The organism is Paenibacillus macquariensis (assembly GCF_900156375.1).
GTDB classification, from domain to species: Bacteria; Bacillota; Bacilli; order Paenibacillales; family Paenibacillaceae; genus Paenibacillus_AQ; species Paenibacillus_AQ macquariensis.
Genome location: NZ_FTNK01000011.1, coordinates 143531 through 159440, shown reverse-complemented (window position 1 = coordinate 159440; position 15910 = coordinate 143531). Strand labels below are relative to the sequence as shown.

Sequence of the window (15910 nt, the reverse complement as noted above, 5' to 3'; positions counted from 1 at the left end):
ACTCTTCAGTCATTCAGTAAAATAAGTTGGGATTAATGCTATGGACAACCCACAACGCAATGATAATCCTTGGTTTATGGCTCTTTATATTGGAGGAGCTGGAGGCATCCTAGCTACCTACATTCTCATTGGTTTTTTTGCAGCGAGATGGTTGGTTGGTATGGTGGAAGGACCAAGATATTGGATCGCAATTGGTACCATTTCAGGGCTAGTGTTAGGTTCCTTTCATATTGTTATGTTGATCAAAAAGATGATGGGAGAACAAGATGGATGATATAGCTTCCATTGTGAAGGGTGTCACCAGACTGTCGTTGGTCATTATGGCAGGATTACTATTGGGATGGGCCCTTCATCCGGAAACCAGGATTTATACGCTGGGAATGGTTTTAGGATTGGTTGGAGGTTTGGTAAGTGTTCGCCATCTAGGGTCGAAAACCCGGAAGGTTGCACATGCCGTAGCGACTGGGGAGTCGAGGGCTTTTAGCCTAGGCTTTATAAGCAGAATTTGTTTCGCTATTCTAGTTGTGATGTTCTCAGTGAGGATCGAACATTTCTCACTTGAACTAACCATAGCTGGAGTCTTCTTACCGCAGATCTTGACTATTCCTGTAGGCATATATTTGAGTGTGACAAAGAAGATTTAATATATTAAGTGAAAGGAGGAAATACATTTCAATGCATGAACATCCGATTATCCATGTGGGTGGGCTGAGTCTCGATCTATCCGCTATTTTTATGCTGTTGGTGAGTATGATTGTTGTATTCGTGTTCGTTAGGGTCTGCGTTAGTAATTTATCAGTAGAAAACCCTTCCAAACTACAGAATTTCATGGAATGGGTTGTGGAATTTGTTCAGAGCCTGATTGGAAGCGCAATGGACTTGAAGAAGGGTAAGCAATATATTTCACTAGGACTTACGCTAATTCTTTTCATTTTTGTTTCTAACTTGTTGGGACTACCGTTTTCTATCATTACTGAAGCAAGCGGTCCTACAGAAATCTTTGGTTATACGATTGAAGCTACAAGAAATTTAGTGGCTGGCGAGCATGCTGAGATTCTTTGGTGGAAATCACCAACTGCAGACATTAACATGACTGCTGGTCTTGCAATCGTTATTTTCATCTTAATGAACTATCTTGGGCTTAAGAACAACCGTAAACACTACTTGAAACACTATATCGAACCGTTTCCGATTTTCCTTCCATTGAATATTATTGAGAACTTAGCTAAGCCAGTTGCGCTTGCAATCCGGTTATTCGCTAACATATTCGCTGGGGAAGTACTGATTACCGTTATCCTGAAGTTAGGTATTATAGGGATTCCGTTTCTCGCGGTTTGGCAAGGGTTCAGTATATTTGTAGGTGCATTACAAGCCTTCATATTTGTAATTCTGAGTATGGTATACATCGCTCAAACAACGATTCATGAAGAACATTAATTAACTTCAGCGAACAGATTCGGTAATTACTGAATTCTTACGTAGAAGATATTATATTACACAAAATAATAAGAAGATTCAGAGGAGGATATTTTATAATGGAATTTTTAGCAGCAGCTATCGCAGTAGGTTTAGGGGCACTTGGTGCAGGTCTTGGTAACGGTATGATCGTAAGTAAGACAGTTGAATCTATCGCTCGTCAACCAGAAGCTCGTAACGCACTACAAACAACGATGTTTATCGGTGTAGGTATCGTCGAAGTTATTCCGTTGGCTGCAACAGTTATCGCTTTCTTGATCATGTTCACGTAAATAATATTGGTTGGCGGGGATGGCCGATGCCATCCACGCCTTCGTTTTGTTCAAATCATCAGTTGATATAAATGTAATTTATATTAACTCTAGTTTCATTAAGTAAACGCAAGAACGCGTTTATGCTTGGTAATTCGCACTTCGTGCTAACAGAAAGGAGTGACTTCATTGGATCTTCATTTGGAAACTATAATCATATCTATTGTCTCATTTCTAGTTCTTTATTGGGCGCTTAGTAGATATGCTTTTGACAAGTTATTTAGCATTATGGAGCAACGCCGTGTACTCGTTCTAAAACAATTAGAAGATGCTAAGAAAACACAGGAACAAGCAACTCAATATGTTGAAGATCAGAAGGCTGCGTTGAATGAAGCTCGTAAAGAAGCTTATGAAATCGTAGAGCGCTCTAAACAGACAAGTAGTAAGCAAGCTGAACAGATTCTTGAAGAAGCTAGCAATGCTGTGGTACGTCTCAAGTCTGAGGCTGTACGCGATATTGAAAGCGAAAAGAACAAGGCTGTCGAAGCATTGCGCAGCGAAATTGGTACGGTTTCTGTAAAAATCGCATCCAAATTGCTTGAGAAAGAAGTCAATATGGATAATACGCAAGAGCAACTTGTTGACCAATACCTCAAAGAGGTAGGGGGCAAATCATGAGTCGCGATACGGTAGTCGCTAAACGGTATGCTAAAGCACTGTTTGAAGTGGCCTCACAGGAGCAGGTAACGCTTGAAGTTGAACAGGATTTGAAGGCAGTTGTAGAAGCGGTTCAGTCGAACAAAGAGATTGAATTTTTCTTAACTACACCTAATATTTCCGATTCCAATAAATTGAATGCGCTCAATGGAGCTCTTCAGGGCAAGCTGTCACAGTCTGTGATCAATACCGTGGATCTACTTGTGAAACGGCGTAGAACTGATATATTGCCTGATCTTCTAGAAAGCTACATTAAGTTCAGAGGTGAAAGCCTAGGGATGGCGGATGCTGTTGTTTACTCAACGTATGCGTTAGATGAAGCAGCAAAAGAAGCAGTTGCGGCTGAATTTGGCCAAGTTACGCACAAAACGATTCGTGTAAATAACGTTATCGATAAGAGCTTACTTGGAGGATTAAAGGTTGTAATCGGTGATACGCTGTACGATGGTAGTATTTCCGGTAAGCTTGCGCGTCTTGAAAAATCTTTTAATGACAAGCACAGTAGATAGGGGTGAAAATATTGAGTATCAAACCTGAAGAAATCAGTACACTTATTAAAAGTCAAATTGAACAATATAAATCTGACATTGAAGTCGCTGAAGTAGGTACTGTCATTCAAGTAAGTGATGGTATTGCACGCGTGCACGGAATTGAGAACGCGATGTCCGGGGAACTATTGGAATTCTCCAATGGTGTTGTCGGATTGGTACTCAACTTAGAAGAAAGCAACGTAGGTGTTGTTATTCTAGGTCGTTATACCGAGATTAAAGAAGGTGACCAAGTTAAACGTACAGGTCAGATCATGCAGGTTCCCGTTGGTGAAGCCTTGCTTGGACGTGTCGTTAATGCTCTTGGTGAACCAGTAGATGGTAAGGGTCCAATTGCTGCTACAGAATTCCGTCCGGTAGAGAGTGGTGCTCCAGGCGTTATTGATCGTAAATCAGTACATGAGCCAATGCAAACAGGGATCAAAGCGATTGATGCAATGGTACCAATCGGTCGTGGACAACGCCAGTTGATGATTGGTGACCGTCAGACAGGTAAAACTTCGATTGCAATTGACACAATTATCAACCAAAAAGGTAATGGTGTGAAATGTATTTATGTCGCTATCGGTCAGAAACAATCTACCGTAGCACAAGTCGTAGAAACACTTCGTCGTCATGGCGCATTGGAATATACAATCATCGTTACTGCAGCGGCTTCAGATCCATCACCGTTGCTTTATATTGCACCATATGCAGGTTGTGCAATGGGTGAGTACTTCATGTATAAAGGTGAGCATGCGCTCATTATTTATGATGACTTAACGAAACAAGCTTCTGCTTATCGTGAACTTTCCTTGCTACTTCGTCGTCCGCCAGGTCGCGAAGCTTATCCAGGGGATGTATTCTATCTTCACTCCCGCTTGCTGGAACGTGCAGCTAAATTAAGCGATGCAATGGGTGGAGGTTCCTTAACGGCGATACCGTTTATTGAGACACAAGCATCTGACGTAGCTGCTTATATCCCAACGAACGTGATCTCGATTACAGATGGTCAGATCTTCTTGGAATCTGAATTGTTCTATTCAGGCCAACGTCCGGCTATCAACGTTGGGGTTTCCGTATCACGTGTAGGGGGTTCAGCTCAGATCAAAGCGATGAAAAAAGTCGCAGGTGGTTTGAAACTTGACCTTGCTCAATATCGTGAACTTCAAGCGTTCTCCCAATTTGGATCCGATTTGGATAAATCAACATTAGCACGTCTAAATCGTGGTGCAAGATTGATGGAGATTCTTAAACAAGGTGTTAACCAACCGATGCAGGTAGAACAACAAGTAATTAGCTTGTATTCAGCTGTTAAGGGTCATTTGGATGATATTCCTGTAGCAGATATCCGCCGTTTCGAGAAAGAATTCGTTGCTTTCGTAGAAAGTAATCATCCTGAAATCCCTCAATCTATTCGGGATACGAAGGATTTGATTGCTGACAACGAGGCTGCTTTGAAAGAAGCTATCGCGACTTTCAAAAAAGGATTTTCAGTATCGGCATAGACATATAACCGGGCCGTGAGGCTCGGTATCACTTTTTTATAAATGAACGAACGTTTACGATACTAGTGTGACTTCGTCAAAACTAAGTTAACGCTTACGATGCTAGTATGACTTCGTCAAAACCAAGTTAACGCTTACGATGCTAGTATGACTTCGTCAAAACCAAGTTAACGCTTACGATGCTAGTTTTGACTTCGTCAAAACTTTGAGGTGGTGAAAATATGGCAAAAGGTTTACGTGATATTAAACGTCAGATCAAGAGTGTACAGAGTACCAAACAGATCACTAAAGCAATGGAAATGGTAGCTGCTTCCAAGCTTAGAAGAGCACAAGAGAAGGCTGCTGCAGCCCGACCTTACTCAGATAAACTTAAAGAAGTGGTGTTCAGCATTGCGTCTGCTACGAAGGACATCACTCATCCGATGTTTGAGAAGCGACCTGTGAAGAAAACAGGTTACTTGGTTATTACTTCTGACCGTGGTCTTGCTGGCGGATATAATACAAATATTTTGAAAAAGGTAATGGTTACCATTGCTGAACGTCATCAGTCTAAAGACGAATATGAAATCTTCGTAATTGGTCGTAAGGGCCGTGAATATTTCCGTCGCAGAGAGCTTCCAGTCGTTGAAGACCTGACAGACTTGTCTGACACGCCTTCGTTTGCAGATATCAAATCCATCGCTTATGCAGCAGTTCAACGTTTTGAATTGAGTCATATCGATGAATTGCATATTTGCTATAACCGGTTCGTGAATGCTTTGACACAGATTCCTGAAGTGGATCAGTTGTTGCCAATGATAACGCCAGAGAAGAGTTCTGCTGTGAGCGCGTCTTATGAATATGAACCTTCCGCAAGTGCTGTATTGGAAGTGCTTTTGCCGAAATATGCAGAGACACTCATCTTTACTGCCCTGTTAGATGGTAAAGCTAGTGAATTGGGGTCGAAGATGACTGCCATGGGTAGTGCAACTAAGAACGCTACGAAGATGATCGGTGATCTACAGTTGACCTATAACCGTGCTCGTCAAGCGGCAATTACACAAGAAATTTCAGAGATTGTGGCTGGAGCAGATTCACAGTCCTAAGATTCATTATCTATATAAATTTCGTACCAAGGCCATATAGGGTATTTTAAGATATAACTTAAAGACGATGGCTGAAGCAAACTTGTAGGAGGGAAACAAAAGATGAATAAAGGACGCGTTGTCAGCATTATGGGTGCGGTTGTCGACATCGAATTTCAAAGAGGTCAACTTCCGGAAATCTACAATGCGATTAAAATTCAGGCTGTCTTGCCAAACGGAAGAGAGATTAACCTGACTTTGGAAGTTTCGAATCATTTGGGCGACAACCGTGTGCGTTGTATTGCTATGTCCAGTACAGACGGATTGGTTCGCGGAATGGAAGTTGTGGATTTAGGAGTTGCTATTACGGTTCCTGTTGGTCCAGCTACGCTAGGCCGTGTATTTAACGTATTGGGAGAGCCAATTGACCAAGCGGGTGAAGTTGTTTCTGAGAAATCAAGACCAATTCACCGTGATGCACCTAGTTATGATGAACTGTCAACGCAAGCTGAGATGCTTGAGACAGGGATTAAAGTTATCGATCTTCTAGCTCCATACCAAAAGGGTGGTAAAATCGGACTCTTCGGTGGTGCTGGTGTTGGTAAAACAGTAGCAATTCAAGAGTTGATTCATAATATCGCGCAAGAGCATGGTGGTATTTCTGTGTTCGCGGGTGTTGGTGAACGTACTCGTGAAGGTAATGACTTACTTCATGAAATGACGGACTCTGGCGTTATTAAGAAAACGGCAATGGTGTTCGGTCAAATGAACGAGCCTCCAGGCGCACGTCTTCGTGTAGCACTTACAGGTCTTACAATGGCGGAATATTTCCGTGATGAAGAAGGTAAGGACGTACTATTGTTTGTTGATAACATCTTCCGTTTCACACAAGCTGGTTCTGAAGTATCCGCATTGCTTGGCCGTATGCCATCAGCAGTAGGTTACCAACCAACATTGGCAACGGAAATGGGTCAATTGCAAGAGCGTATTACTTCCACTAAAAATGGTTCAGTTACTTCCATTCAAGCAATCTATGTACCAGCCGATGACTATACGGATCCGGCTCCGGCTACTACGTTTGCTCACTTGGATGCAACAACGAACTTGGAACGTAAAATTTCTGAAATGGGTATCTACCCAGCTGTGGATCCATTGGCTTCCAGTTCACGTATCCTTGCTCCAGAAATCGTTGGTGAAGAACACTATAACGTTGCTCAAGGTGTTAAACAAATCTTGGCTCGTTACAATGAACTTCAAGATATTATCGCGATTCTTGGTATGGACGAGTTGAGTGAAGATGATAGATTAGTGGTTGGTCGTGCACGCAGAATTCAACGTTTCTTGTCTCAACCATTCCACGTGGCTGAACAGTTCAACGGATTCCCAGGTAAATATGTTCCAGTTAAAGATACAATCCGCAGTTTCAGAGAGATTTTGGACGGTAAGCATGACAATCTTCCAGAAGCGGCATTCCTATTTGTTGGAGCTATTGAAGAAGCTGTTGAGAAAGCGAAGACACTTTAAACTGTCTATGTTATTCTAATGCTTTTGAATAGCTAAGGATATGCTTTCGAAGTAGCTATTCACAGAATAGCTTTTAAGGAGGGGAATAGATATGAACACTTTTTTATTAGAAATCGTAACGCCGGATCATTCAGCTTACTCTAATGAAGTTAATGGCGTGAGCGTACGTGGAATTGAAGGCGAACTAGGTATATTACCTGGTCACATCCCATTCATAACTCCTCTACAGGTAGCTCCGGTTAGAATTAAAATAGGTAATGAATATACCTCTATTGCAGTAAGTGGAGGTTTTGTGGAAGTACGCAAAGATAAAGTGGTTATTTTGGCGGAAAGTGCAGAGCTTGAGACTGATATTGATATTGAACGTGCAATTGCTGCGAAAGAACGTGCAGAACGTCGCATAGTTGCTGTAAAAAGTAACCAAGCAGATATCGATTTTAAGCGTGCTGAACTTTCCCTGAAAAAAGCTATGAATCGGATTGACGTACATTCCAAGAAATAAGATATTGTTAAAGAAACAGACAGGCTAATTCTTAGCTTGTCTTTTTTTTTATTACAAGAGATTTTGGAGTAATAATAGGTGGAAGAGGGCCCTAATGGAAGCCGGCATGCCCTTATTACCAATTATTTATCATAAATAAATTAAAAAGTTACAAATAAAGCGTTTGCAAAAGTGGATTCTTTTGTTCTGGGCAAGTATGATGGAAGAGTCGTATAAATAGCTTAAGAACTGGAATTCGGAAAGGATAAGATTACCGGTATGAATGAAGGGTTAGCAAATACGGTTTCTAGTGCAGTAAGCGTTAGTGGATTGGTATCGATTGTTGTATCTCTATTTTGTATTTGGCTGTCATGGTGGGCTTTGCAGAATCTGAAGTTAGATCTTGTCATTCGCAACCCCCAAGGAACTCAAGGTAAATTACTGCAGGTTCTTTTGGCCATCGTTCTAGGTCATTTTGTTGCTGGATTTCTGTTGGACTATTTGACGTGGAGTCAAATGATTCGTTATATGTTTTAAAGAGAACAGGATCGGTTATATAATCTTAGGATAAATTTTTGAACGAGGTATTATTCTTTCTTATAACAATCATTTTTGTCGAATAATATCTTTTTTTATGTCAACAATGGAAATAAGTAAATATTTTTCTTCGAACCTTTTATGAACTTACAACATAATGATAACTAACTGTTAACGGAGATATCAGGAGATATCAATCTGTAACTTTAAAAAACGCTTGTACAGCTGAAATAATCAATGCTATGATGGAAGTTGGGAAAATAAGAGTGTATATTCAGAAAGTTAGCATAAAAAGGAAAATTACGGACGCGGAGGGAATCAAGATGAGCAAATTTATCGTCCGCGGTGGCAATAGATTGATCGGAAATGTAAAAGTTAGTGGGGCTAAAAACTCAGTTCTTCCGATCATCGCTGCCTCTCTATTAGGGGGAGAAGGGGAAAGCACGATTTATGACGCCCCCCCTCTAGACGATGTGATTACGATTACCAAAGTATTGGAATCGTTAGGTGTAAGTGTAAGCTACGACAACGAAATATTACGCGTGAACGCGGAGCAAATCACAACTTGTGAGGCACCCTATGAGTATGTTCGCAAGATGCGGGCTTCTTTTCTAGTCATGGGACCATTATTAACTCGCATGGGTCATACTCGAATTTCTTTACCAGGTGGGTGTGCCATTGGTTCACGACCGATTGATCAGCACCTTAAGGGATTTGAAGCTCTTGGAGCAGAAATCAATCTTGGGCAAGGTTTTATTGAAGCCAAAAGTAACGGTAGACTACGTGGCGCTAAGATTTATTTGGATGTCGCAAGCGTAGGAGCCACTGAAAATATTATGATGGCAGCTACGATGGCAGAAGGAACAACAGTTATCGAGAATGCAGCAAAAGAACCTGAGATTGTTGATTTAGCGAATTACTTGAACAGTATGGGTGCCAAAGTTCGTGGTGCTGGTACTGGAGAGATTCGTATCGAAGGTGTCGAAAAAATGTTTGGTGTGAAACATACTGTCATTCCTGACCGTGTTGAAGCAGGTACATATATGGTAGCTGCTGCGATTACTGGTGGGGATGTATATGTTGAAGGTGCGATTGCGGATCATTTAGGTCCAGTCATCTCCAAGATGGAAGAGATGGGTGTGAAGATTGAACCAGACGAGAATGGTATTCGTGTTACTGCGAATCATCCTTTACGTTCGGTGGATATCAAGACACTTCCTTATCCAGGGTTCCCTACAGATATGCAGTCACAGATGATGTCACTTTTACTTGTCTCGGAAGGCACTAGTGTCGTGACGGAGACAGTATTTGAGAATCGCTTCATGCATGTGGACGAATTTCAACATATGAATGCAGAAATCAAGGTAGAAGGCCGGTCAGCAATTATTACGGGTCGCGCGAAATTGAATGGTGCAAAAGTATGTGCAACAGATCTGCGTGCAGGTGCAGCATTAATCTTGCTTGGACTTGTAGCAAATGGTACGACTGAGGTCAGTGGTGTACATCATATTGACCGCGGATATGTCCATATTGCAGAGAAGTTATCAGCGTTGGGTGCTGATATTTGGCGTATTTCGTTAGATGAGCCTGTATTGGAGCCTGTTTTAGAACATGCGGTTCAGCCGAAAGTGAAAGACGAAGTAAAACATTTTTCAGCTCAACCAACTTGGGTATAATATATTAGGAATTCGTATAAAGATTACTAAACCAAAAATCGAGCCTTTAAGGCTTGGTTTTTTGGTTTTTTTGCGTTGTAATCGTAAATCTCTTTCTCTCTCAAAATGGTTCTATCATATCTTCCAAATTCATAAGTATAAGGTAGATAGAACAGAAAATCATAGACATGTGATGTGAGTGAATGGAGGGTACCGTATTATGAAGGATCCGCGTCAGCAAATAAAAATTTCGATAGAGCCATTACGTAAAGAGAGGTTGCCCCAAGAAGTGACGCCATCGGCTTCACATGATCACCTCTCCTTAGTGCCACCTAAACTAACTGAGCCACCTATGAGACCTCCTTCGCGTAATACACCAGAGCAACCTCATAAAGGCTCTTCAAAGGAAAGCATGCTTATAAATGAACATCCATATCGAGCTCCAATGGAAGATACACGGATATCGACAACACCTAGGCAAGATTATCCTCAAGGGCATGAACAACACCTCGAGGATCAGGGTGAACTCGAAACAACGACAGACAAGGTAGCGTCCAATGTAGCTCGATTCAACGTGCGTAACAAGCGTCTTGTTTTCGGTTGGCGGATCCGAAGGCGCCCTATCAAGCCGTCTAAGCGACGTGTACCCACCGCAATTTGGGCTATGGCGGGGTTACTTGTGCTCGCACTCCTGTTACCGGCGTTAGTGGTGTTATTACGCCATCAGCCTGCGCCCCTTCCGACACCGGGGCAACCGATAGTTGTACCATCTCCATTACCTTCGTCGGTAGCGGAGGAAGAACCTCAGGTATCTGTTTATTTGTCCAAGCTTGGTCAAATAGAGACACTTCCACTTGAAGACTACGTGATCGGCGTTGTCGCAGCAGAGATGCCAGCGGAATTTGAGAGTAGCGCACTTACAGCTCAGGCCATTGCTGCTCGAACATTTATTGTGCAACGACTATTAGCTAAAGATAAGAGTGGCGTTCCCATAGAAGGCGCGGATGTAACGGATACGGTTGCTCATCAAGCTTATATATCTAAAGAAGTACTAGAGAAAGAGTGGAAGAATAATGGGAAGTCAATCGAATTAGCTAAATTGCAGCGTGCCGTGCAGGATAGTCGCAATATTGTTATGACGTATAAAGGGAAGCCGATCACTGCATCTTTTTTCTCTACTAGTAATGGATATACTGAGAATTCAGAAGATTACTGGAAGACGTCGATTCCTTACTTGCGTAGTGTATCGAGCCCTTGGGATAAGGAAATAGCTCCAGGTTATAAAGAGACGCTCACGATAAGTAAGAAGCAATTTCTAAGTGACTTAGGACTATCAAATATCGCTATACCAACAATAAAGAATGCTAGTTCTTCTCTCAACTCTCTCATTCATATTCTTTCAACAACAGAAGGTCATCGGATTAAAGAATTAAATATTGGTGGTGTTATCTTTAGCGGTCGGGAAGTTCGAGAGAAGCTTGGGTTACGTTCAAGCGAGTTCTCTTGGGCAGATTCAGGGAATGATATTGTCTTTACCACCTACGGTTACGGCCACGGTGTAGGGATGAGTCAATGGGGTGCGAATGGGATGGCCAAGGAAGGATATACAGCTACTCAAATTCTCAAACACTATTATACAGGGATAGACTTTCAACAAGTTACTAAACTACTCGCAAAAAAATAATATAAAGAAAAGGTATAAAAGAGTTCGTCTCGGTAACAATGATTACTGAGGTGATAACTATGAATGAACAAAACAAAAATCAATCGAATGGAGAAACTCCTAAACCATTAAAAGGAGGGCCTGTTAACAAGCCATCTTCATGGAAAAGGTTGTTGTCAAAACGTTGGGTTTACCCAGCAGTCTATATGGCAGCAGTCGCAATTATACTAACTTTAGTGTGGGTCTATCAGGATTCCAGTCAGAAAGCACTTAACTCAGACCCTACTACAGTATCTGAAAGTCTTGCATCAAAGGATACTGAAGTTGGTATAAACAAGTTGGACCCGGACGCGCTAGAAGTGATTGCTAAGGCAGAGACTATTGCATGGCCCGTAAGTAATGCCAAAGAAGTAAATGTTGTAAAACCGTTCTATGATCCAAAGGGTTCCGATGAGAATCATCAGGAAGCGATGGTTCAATACAAGGATACCTTTGTAACGAACACTGGGTTAGATCTAGCTCGTGAGGATGATAAACCGTTTGAAGTTAAAGCAGCTCTAAGTGGGAAAGTCACTCGTGTAGAGAAACACCCATTGATGGGTAACGTGGTGGAAGTCACGCATGCAAGTAACTTGAAGACAGTGTATCAAAGTCTGACGGATACCAAAGTGAAGCTTGGCGAAGAAGTAACTCAAGGAGCTACGATTGCAACAGCTGGACGTAGTGAAATGGAGAGTAGTCTCGGTAACCACGTACACTTCGAAGTATACGACAACGATGTATTGGTCAATCCTGCAGAATTACTTCCTGTGAAATAAATAAAGAAATTTTGCTCTGGTGTGCTCAAAGAAATGGTGAATTAAGTGGAAAAGACAGGGGAAACCCTGTCTTTTTGTTGATTTGAAATGACATCATAAATAACATGTCCACAAAATAAATGAGCATGACCAAGCTTGTCAAGCATTTAAACTGCGAATATATAGGCACGCCCCTCATATAATGTACCAAACTATCCACAGTAGGGAGGCGGGGGCGTGCACGATTACATTAAGGAGCGGACGATCAAAATTGGTCGTTGTATCGTGGAGACTAGGCAGACGGTCCGAACCATTGCGAAGGAATTTGGCGTATCGAAGAGTACGGTGCACAAAGATTTAACCGAACGACTGCCCGAGATCAATCCCGATCTAGCTGATCAAGTGAAGCACATTCTCGAATACCACAAATCAATCCGCCATCTTAGGGGAGGCGAAGCCACCAAAATTAAGTATAAGAAAACGAATAACAAAAAAAGAGAGGCAGTCGGTACAGGAAAATCGTAAAATGTAGTTAGACACGGATATTTCCCCGTTGAATCCATCCCCTGAAGTATGATATGTTAAAAGATGGTATAGGGTCGAATAGTGTCTCTTACCATAAAATAACACTTTGGGGGCTCTTCATGATGTTAAGCAAGGATATTGGAATAGATCTCGGCACGGCGAATGTGCTCATTTACGTCAAAGGGAGGGGTGTGGTATTAAACGAACCTTCAGTTGTGACGATTGAAAGGGATACCAAGAAAGTTCTTGCTGTCGGGGAAGATGCACGTCGTATGATTGGGCGTACTCCGGGCAATATAGTAGCGATTCGTCCGTTGCGTGATGGGGTTATTGCTGATTTCGAAGTAACTGAAATGATGCTTAAATATTTTATCGACCGCGTGGGGGGACGTACTTGGTATAGTCGCCCTCGTATCCTCATTTGCGCACCAACCAACATTACTTCCGTAGAACAGAAGTCTATTCGTGAAGCAGCTGAACGAAGCGGAGCTAAAGAAGTATATCTAGAAGAAGAACCTAAAGCGGCAGCCATTGGTGCCGGGATGAATATATATGAGCCGAGTGGTAACATGGTTATCGATATTGGCGGCGGAACGACGGATGTTGCTGTTATTTCTATGGGAGATGTCGTTACCGCATCTTCTCTTAAAGTAGCGGGGGACAAGTTCGATGAAGCTATTATTAAGTACATAAAGACTAAATATAAATTGCTTATTGGAGAACGTACGGCAGAAGACATCAAGGTGAATATCGGAACTGTACGCCCAAGTGGCCGTAAGGCAGAGATGGATATCCGTGGAAGAGATATGGTATCTGGACTCCCTCTAACGGTTACCGTATCATCTGGCGAAGTACAAGAAGCGTTATGGGATCCGATTTCCTCTATTGTTTTAGCAGCTAAATCTGTACTAGAACGTACACCGCCAGAGTTGTCGGCAGATATTATAGACAGAGGGGTAATCTTGACCGGGGGAGGAGCATTATTGAACGGACTGGATGAATTATTGTCTGATGAATTACGTGTTCCTGTACTGGTAGCGGAGGACCCGATGCACTGTGTTGTCAAAGGGACTGGCATCATGCTGGACAATTTAGATAAAGTGATTAAGAAAAGGTTCTAATCCGCCGATATATAACTTAGAAGATTAATAAATCTAGGTAGTAACGATAGATGCTGGAAAGGGGGATTTCCTTTATGCTAAGAGGGTTATATACGGCTGCATCCGGAATGATAACGCAACAACGTCGCCATGATACTGTGACGCAGAATATTGCTAATATCAATACCACGGGATACAAACAGGTTGATAGTGTAGCCCGCTCATTTCCTGAGGTACTCATTTCTGTTACGGGCGGAGATCCGAATAATAATGATCGTAAGGTAGGCAAGCTTAATACAGGTGTATTTATGGAGGAGAGTCTCTCCATGTTCTCACAAGGTGATGTTACCGAGACTAATAAGTCGACTGATTTTGCAATTCAATCAGATCTAATCGTAAATGATCCAGCTACGGGCCAACCGATTCCATTTGATGCAAATGGTAAATATGTGGACGCAGATGGAAATACGATGTACCAACCGCAGTCCTTCTTTACTGTACAGGACGACCAGGGGCAGGTTAGATATACACGTGATGGCAATTTCAAAGTGAATGCCGATGGTTTCTTGTTGTCTTCAACGGGGTTCCAAGTATTAGGCGCGAACAATCAACCTATCCAAATAAATGGGTCTATCGACAATCTTAAAGTGGATGGACAAGGTCGTATCATCAATACGACGACAGGGATGCCTACGGGCACTTCATTAGCGATAAGCGTTGTAAGCCAGCCCTATGAAATGGTACGAGAAGGTAATGGTGTGTTTCGTATAGATAATGCAGATGCTGCTGGTGTTCGATTACGCGCATTGGGTGATAATATGGATGTGCGTCAAGGTTATTTGGAGAGATCCAACGTGAACTCTACACAAGCTATGGTGGATATGAACTTAGCCGCACGGGCCTACGAATCGAATCAGAAGGTTATTCAATATTATGATAGAAGCTTGGATAAGGCTGTGAATGAGATCGGTAGAGTATAATAAGCTTATGAAGTAATTTGTACTTGAGGAGGTTAGACTAGAATGAATAACTCCATGATTAGTGCCGCAGTATCTATGAATAGTATGCAGTCGAGACTCGATCTGATTGCTGATAACATAGCCAACATGGATACGAATGGATATAAACGCAAAGAGAACTCCTTTGAGGACGTTCTGACTCGTGTACAAGAGCATCCCAAAGATTTCCGTAGTTCAGTAAGAGCCACGCCGCTAGGATATAACTTAGGGTATGGGGTGAAGCTTGCTTCTGTATCAACCAATATGGAGCAAGGAGCGCTTTTAAATACGGGAGTTCCTACGGATCTTGCGATTGAGGGCAACGGGTTATTCGCTGTAAAGAGCAATGGCACAATTGCCTATACGCGTGAAGGTGCATTTCACTTTGTTCCAGATCCAACAGATGATACCTCTATGGTGTTAGTGAATAATGTTGGGGACAAAGTTCTTGATCGGACGGATAATCAAATTAAGGTGCCAGCTACTGGGAAAGTAGCTATTGATGCCGAGGGTAGAGTATGGACTTCAAATGGTGTTGCACCAAGGGTACAAGCGGGTCAGATTCAAGTGGTTGAACCTCTAAGACCTGAAGGGTTAGTTCAAATGGATGGCAATAAATTTGTTCTGGCAAACGGTGTAACGAATAATGATGTATTTGGGACGAAGAAGGCACTCTTGCCTGAGGATCTTGTATCTATACGTTCAGGATATCAAGAGAAATCTAATGTGGACCTAACGGTAGAGATGACAGATATGGTTCAGGTTCAACGGGCATACCAACTTATGGCTCGTTCATTAACCTCCAGCGATACCATGATGGGCCTTGCCAACAATTTGCGAGGGTAGGGAGGAGCTAATCATGAGTGAGGAACGTAAGCCAACACAGAAGTCACCAACACCTAGATGGCGAATTGTACTAAGGTTCATGATTCCGTTGTTTCTGCTATTAGCCTTAGTGGGCGGTATGATGGTAGGGTACGTGGTTATGGGTAAGCGGAGTATGAGTGAAGTGTTCATCTGGGACACGTGGAAACATGTCTTTGATCTTGTATTCGCCCCTTAATGGCGGTTCGTAGTATGAGAAATG

19 protein-coding genes are annotated in these 15910 nt (G+C 42.3%); all 19 read left to right on the top strand.

Annotated elements, in window-relative coordinates; translation table 11 throughout:
* Window positions 1-40: 40 nt before the first annotated feature.
* The 19 genes from BW961_RS19075 (at window position 41) to BW961_RS18985 (ending at window position 15886) form a co-directional block, all read left to right on the top strand.
* Window positions 41-274 (top strand): ATPase F0F1, encoded by a 234-nt coding sequence (locus BW961_RS19075; protein WP_068584020.1) that lies wholly within the window; start codon window positions 41-43, stop codon window positions 272-274.
* Window positions 267-644 carry an ATP synthase subunit I gene (locus BW961_RS19070; protein ID WP_068584025.1) on the top strand — a complete coding sequence of 126 codons (378 nt, stop codon included), beginning with the start codon at window positions 267-269 and terminating at the stop codon, window positions 642-644. The genes BW961_RS19075 and BW961_RS19070 overlap by 8 nt, the downstream gene beginning before the upstream one ends.
* Before the next feature lie 31 nt (window positions 645-675).
* Window positions 676-1437, top strand: coding sequence for a F0F1 ATP synthase subunit A (atpB, locus tag BW961_RS19065; RefSeq protein WP_068584028.1), 762 nt, complete (start codon window positions 676-678; stop codon window positions 1435-1437).
* Window positions 1438-1535: 98 nt separating this feature from the next.
* Window positions 1536-1748: a F0F1 ATP synthase subunit C gene (gene atpE, locus BW961_RS19060; protein ID WP_036699216.1), complete on the top strand. Its 213-nt coding sequence runs from the start codon at window positions 1536-1538 to the stop codon at window positions 1746-1748.
* A gap of 168 nt (window positions 1749-1916) precedes the next feature.
* Window positions 1917-2405: a F0F1 ATP synthase subunit B gene (gene atpF / locus BW961_RS19055; RefSeq protein WP_068584031.1), complete on the top strand. Its 489-nt coding sequence runs from the start codon at window positions 1917-1919 to the stop codon at window positions 2403-2405.
* Entirely contained in the window at window positions 2402-2953 is a 552-nt protein-coding gene (locus tag BW961_RS19050; RefSeq protein ID WP_068584033.1) for a F0F1 ATP synthase subunit delta, read from the top strand. The genes atpF and BW961_RS19050 overlap by 4 nt, the downstream gene beginning before the upstream one ends.
* 11 nt (window positions 2954-2964) lie before the next feature.
* Window positions 2965-4479: a F0F1 ATP synthase subunit alpha gene (gene atpA, locus BW961_RS19045; RefSeq protein ID WP_068584036.1), complete on the top strand. Its 1515-nt coding sequence runs from the start codon at window positions 2965-2967 to the stop codon at window positions 4477-4479.
* A gap of 221 nt (window positions 4480-4700) precedes the next feature.
* Window positions 4701-5564 (top strand): ATP synthase F1 subunit gamma, encoded by an 864-nt coding sequence (atpG, locus tag BW961_RS19040; protein ID WP_068584039.1) that lies wholly within the window; start codon window positions 4701-4703, stop codon window positions 5562-5564.
* A 102-nt stretch (window positions 5565-5666) separates the two neighbouring features.
* On the top strand, window positions 5667-7067 hold the full coding sequence (gene atpD / locus BW961_RS19035; protein WP_068584042.1) for a F0F1 ATP synthase subunit beta: 1401 nt from the start codon (window positions 5667-5669) through the stop codon (window positions 7065-7067).
* A 91-nt stretch (window positions 7068-7158) separates the two neighbouring features.
* Window positions 7159-7569, top strand: coding sequence for a F0F1 ATP synthase subunit epsilon (locus tag BW961_RS19030; RefSeq protein ID WP_068584044.1), 411 nt, complete (start codon window positions 7159-7161; stop codon window positions 7567-7569).
* Window positions 7570-7827: 258 nt separating this feature from the next.
* A complete protein-coding gene (locus tag BW961_RS19025) occupies window positions 7828-8085 on the top strand; it encodes a DUF1146 family protein (RefSeq protein WP_068584048.1) in 258 nt (85 codons plus the stop codon).
* A 323-nt stretch (window positions 8086-8408) separates the two neighbouring features.
* Complete coding sequence (murA, locus tag BW961_RS19020; RefSeq protein ID WP_068584051.1) at window positions 8409-9761, top strand: UDP-N-acetylglucosamine 1-carboxyvinyltransferase; 1353 nt, start codon at window positions 8409-8411, stop codon at window positions 9759-9761.
* Between the two features lie 199 nt (window positions 9762-9960).
* A complete protein-coding gene (gene spoIID / locus BW961_RS19015; protein WP_244555998.1) occupies window positions 9961-11424 on the top strand; it encodes a stage II sporulation protein D in 1464 nt (487 codons plus the stop codon).
* A 59-nt stretch (window positions 11425-11483) separates the two neighbouring features.
* The gene (locus tag BW961_RS19010) at window positions 11484-12221 is read left to right on the top strand and encodes a M23 family metallopeptidase (protein ID WP_068584054.1); all 738 of its coding nucleotides are present in this window, start codon (window positions 11484-11486) and stop codon (window positions 12219-12221) included.
* Between the two features lie 216 nt (window positions 12222-12437).
* Window positions 12438-12725: a sporulation transcriptional regulator SpoIIID gene (gene spoIIID, locus BW961_RS19005; protein WP_068584057.1), complete on the top strand. Its 288-nt coding sequence runs from the start codon at window positions 12438-12440 to the stop codon at window positions 12723-12725.
* A 122-nt stretch (window positions 12726-12847) separates the two neighbouring features.
* Entirely contained in the window at window positions 12848-13846 is a 999-nt protein-coding gene (gene mreB / locus BW961_RS19000) for a rod shape-determining protein (RefSeq protein WP_068584433.1), read from the top strand.
* 74 nt (window positions 13847-13920) lie between these two features.
* A complete protein-coding gene (locus tag BW961_RS18995; RefSeq protein ID WP_068584059.1) occupies window positions 13921-14805 on the top strand; it encodes a flagellar hook-basal body protein in 885 nt (294 codons plus the stop codon).
* A gap of 42 nt (window positions 14806-14847) precedes the next feature.
* Entirely contained in the window at window positions 14848-15669 is an 822-nt protein-coding gene (locus BW961_RS18990) for a flagellar hook-basal body protein (protein ID WP_068584062.1), read from the top strand.
* 13 nt (window positions 15670-15682) lie between these two features.
* A complete protein-coding gene (locus tag BW961_RS18985) occupies window positions 15683-15886 on the top strand; it encodes a DNA-directed RNA polymerase subunit beta (RefSeq protein WP_068584065.1) in 204 nt (67 codons plus the stop codon).
* Window positions 15887-15910 lie beyond the last annotated feature (24 nt).

Excerpts from the sequence above, each read along its gene's own strand:
- BW961_RS18985 (WP_068584065.1), top strand. The coding sequence starts at position 15,683 with ATGAGTGAGGAACGTAAGCCAACACAGAAGTCACCAACACCTAGATGG.
- BW961_RS19050 (WP_068584033.1), top strand. The coding sequence starts at position 2,402 with ATGAGTCGCGATACGGTAGTCGCTAAACGGTATGCTAAAGCACTGTTT.
- BW961_RS18995 (WP_068584059.1), top strand. The coding sequence starts at position 13,921 with ATGCTAAGAGGGTTATATACGGCTGCATCCGGAATGATAACGCAACAA.
- murA (WP_068584051.1), top strand. The coding sequence starts at position 8,409 with ATGAGCAAATTTATCGTCCGCGGTGGCAATAGATTGATCGGAAATGTA.
- BW961_RS18990 (WP_068584062.1), top strand. The coding sequence starts at position 14,848 with ATGAATAACTCCATGATTAGTGCCGCAGTATCTATGAATAGTATGCAG.
- BW961_RS19010 (WP_068584054.1), top strand. The coding sequence starts at position 11,484 with ATGAATGAACAAAACAAAAATCAATCGAATGGAGAAACTCCTAAACCA.
- BW961_RS19025 (WP_068584048.1), top strand. The coding sequence starts at position 7,828 with ATGAATGAAGGGTTAGCAAATACGGTTTCTAGTGCAGTAAGCGTTAGT.
- atpG (WP_068584039.1), top strand. The coding sequence starts at position 4,701 with ATGGCAAAAGGTTTACGTGATATTAAACGTCAGATCAAGAGTGTACAG.
- BW961_RS19030 (WP_068584044.1), top strand. The coding sequence starts at position 7,159 with ATGAACACTTTTTTATTAGAAATCGTAACGCCGGATCATTCAGCTTAC.
- mreB (WP_068584433.1), top strand. The coding sequence starts at position 12,848 with ATGTTAAGCAAGGATATTGGAATAGATCTCGGCACGGCGAATGTGCTC.
- BW961_RS19070 (WP_068584025.1), top strand. The coding sequence starts at position 267 with ATGGATGATATAGCTTCCATTGTGAAGGGTGTCACCAGACTGTCGTTG.
- atpD (WP_068584042.1), top strand. The coding sequence starts at position 5,667 with ATGAATAAAGGACGCGTTGTCAGCATTATGGGTGCGGTTGTCGACATC.
- spoIID (WP_244555998.1), top strand. The coding sequence starts at position 9,961 with ATGAAGGATCCGCGTCAGCAAATAAAAATTTCGATAGAGCCATTACGT.
- atpB (WP_068584028.1), top strand. The coding sequence starts at position 676 with ATGCATGAACATCCGATTATCCATGTGGGTGGGCTGAGTCTCGATCTA.
- atpE (WP_036699216.1), top strand. The coding sequence starts at position 1,536 with ATGGAATTTTTAGCAGCAGCTATCGCAGTAGGTTTAGGGGCACTTGGT.
- BW961_RS19075 (WP_068584020.1), top strand. The coding sequence starts at position 41 with ATGGACAACCCACAACGCAATGATAATCCTTGGTTTATGGCTCTTTAT.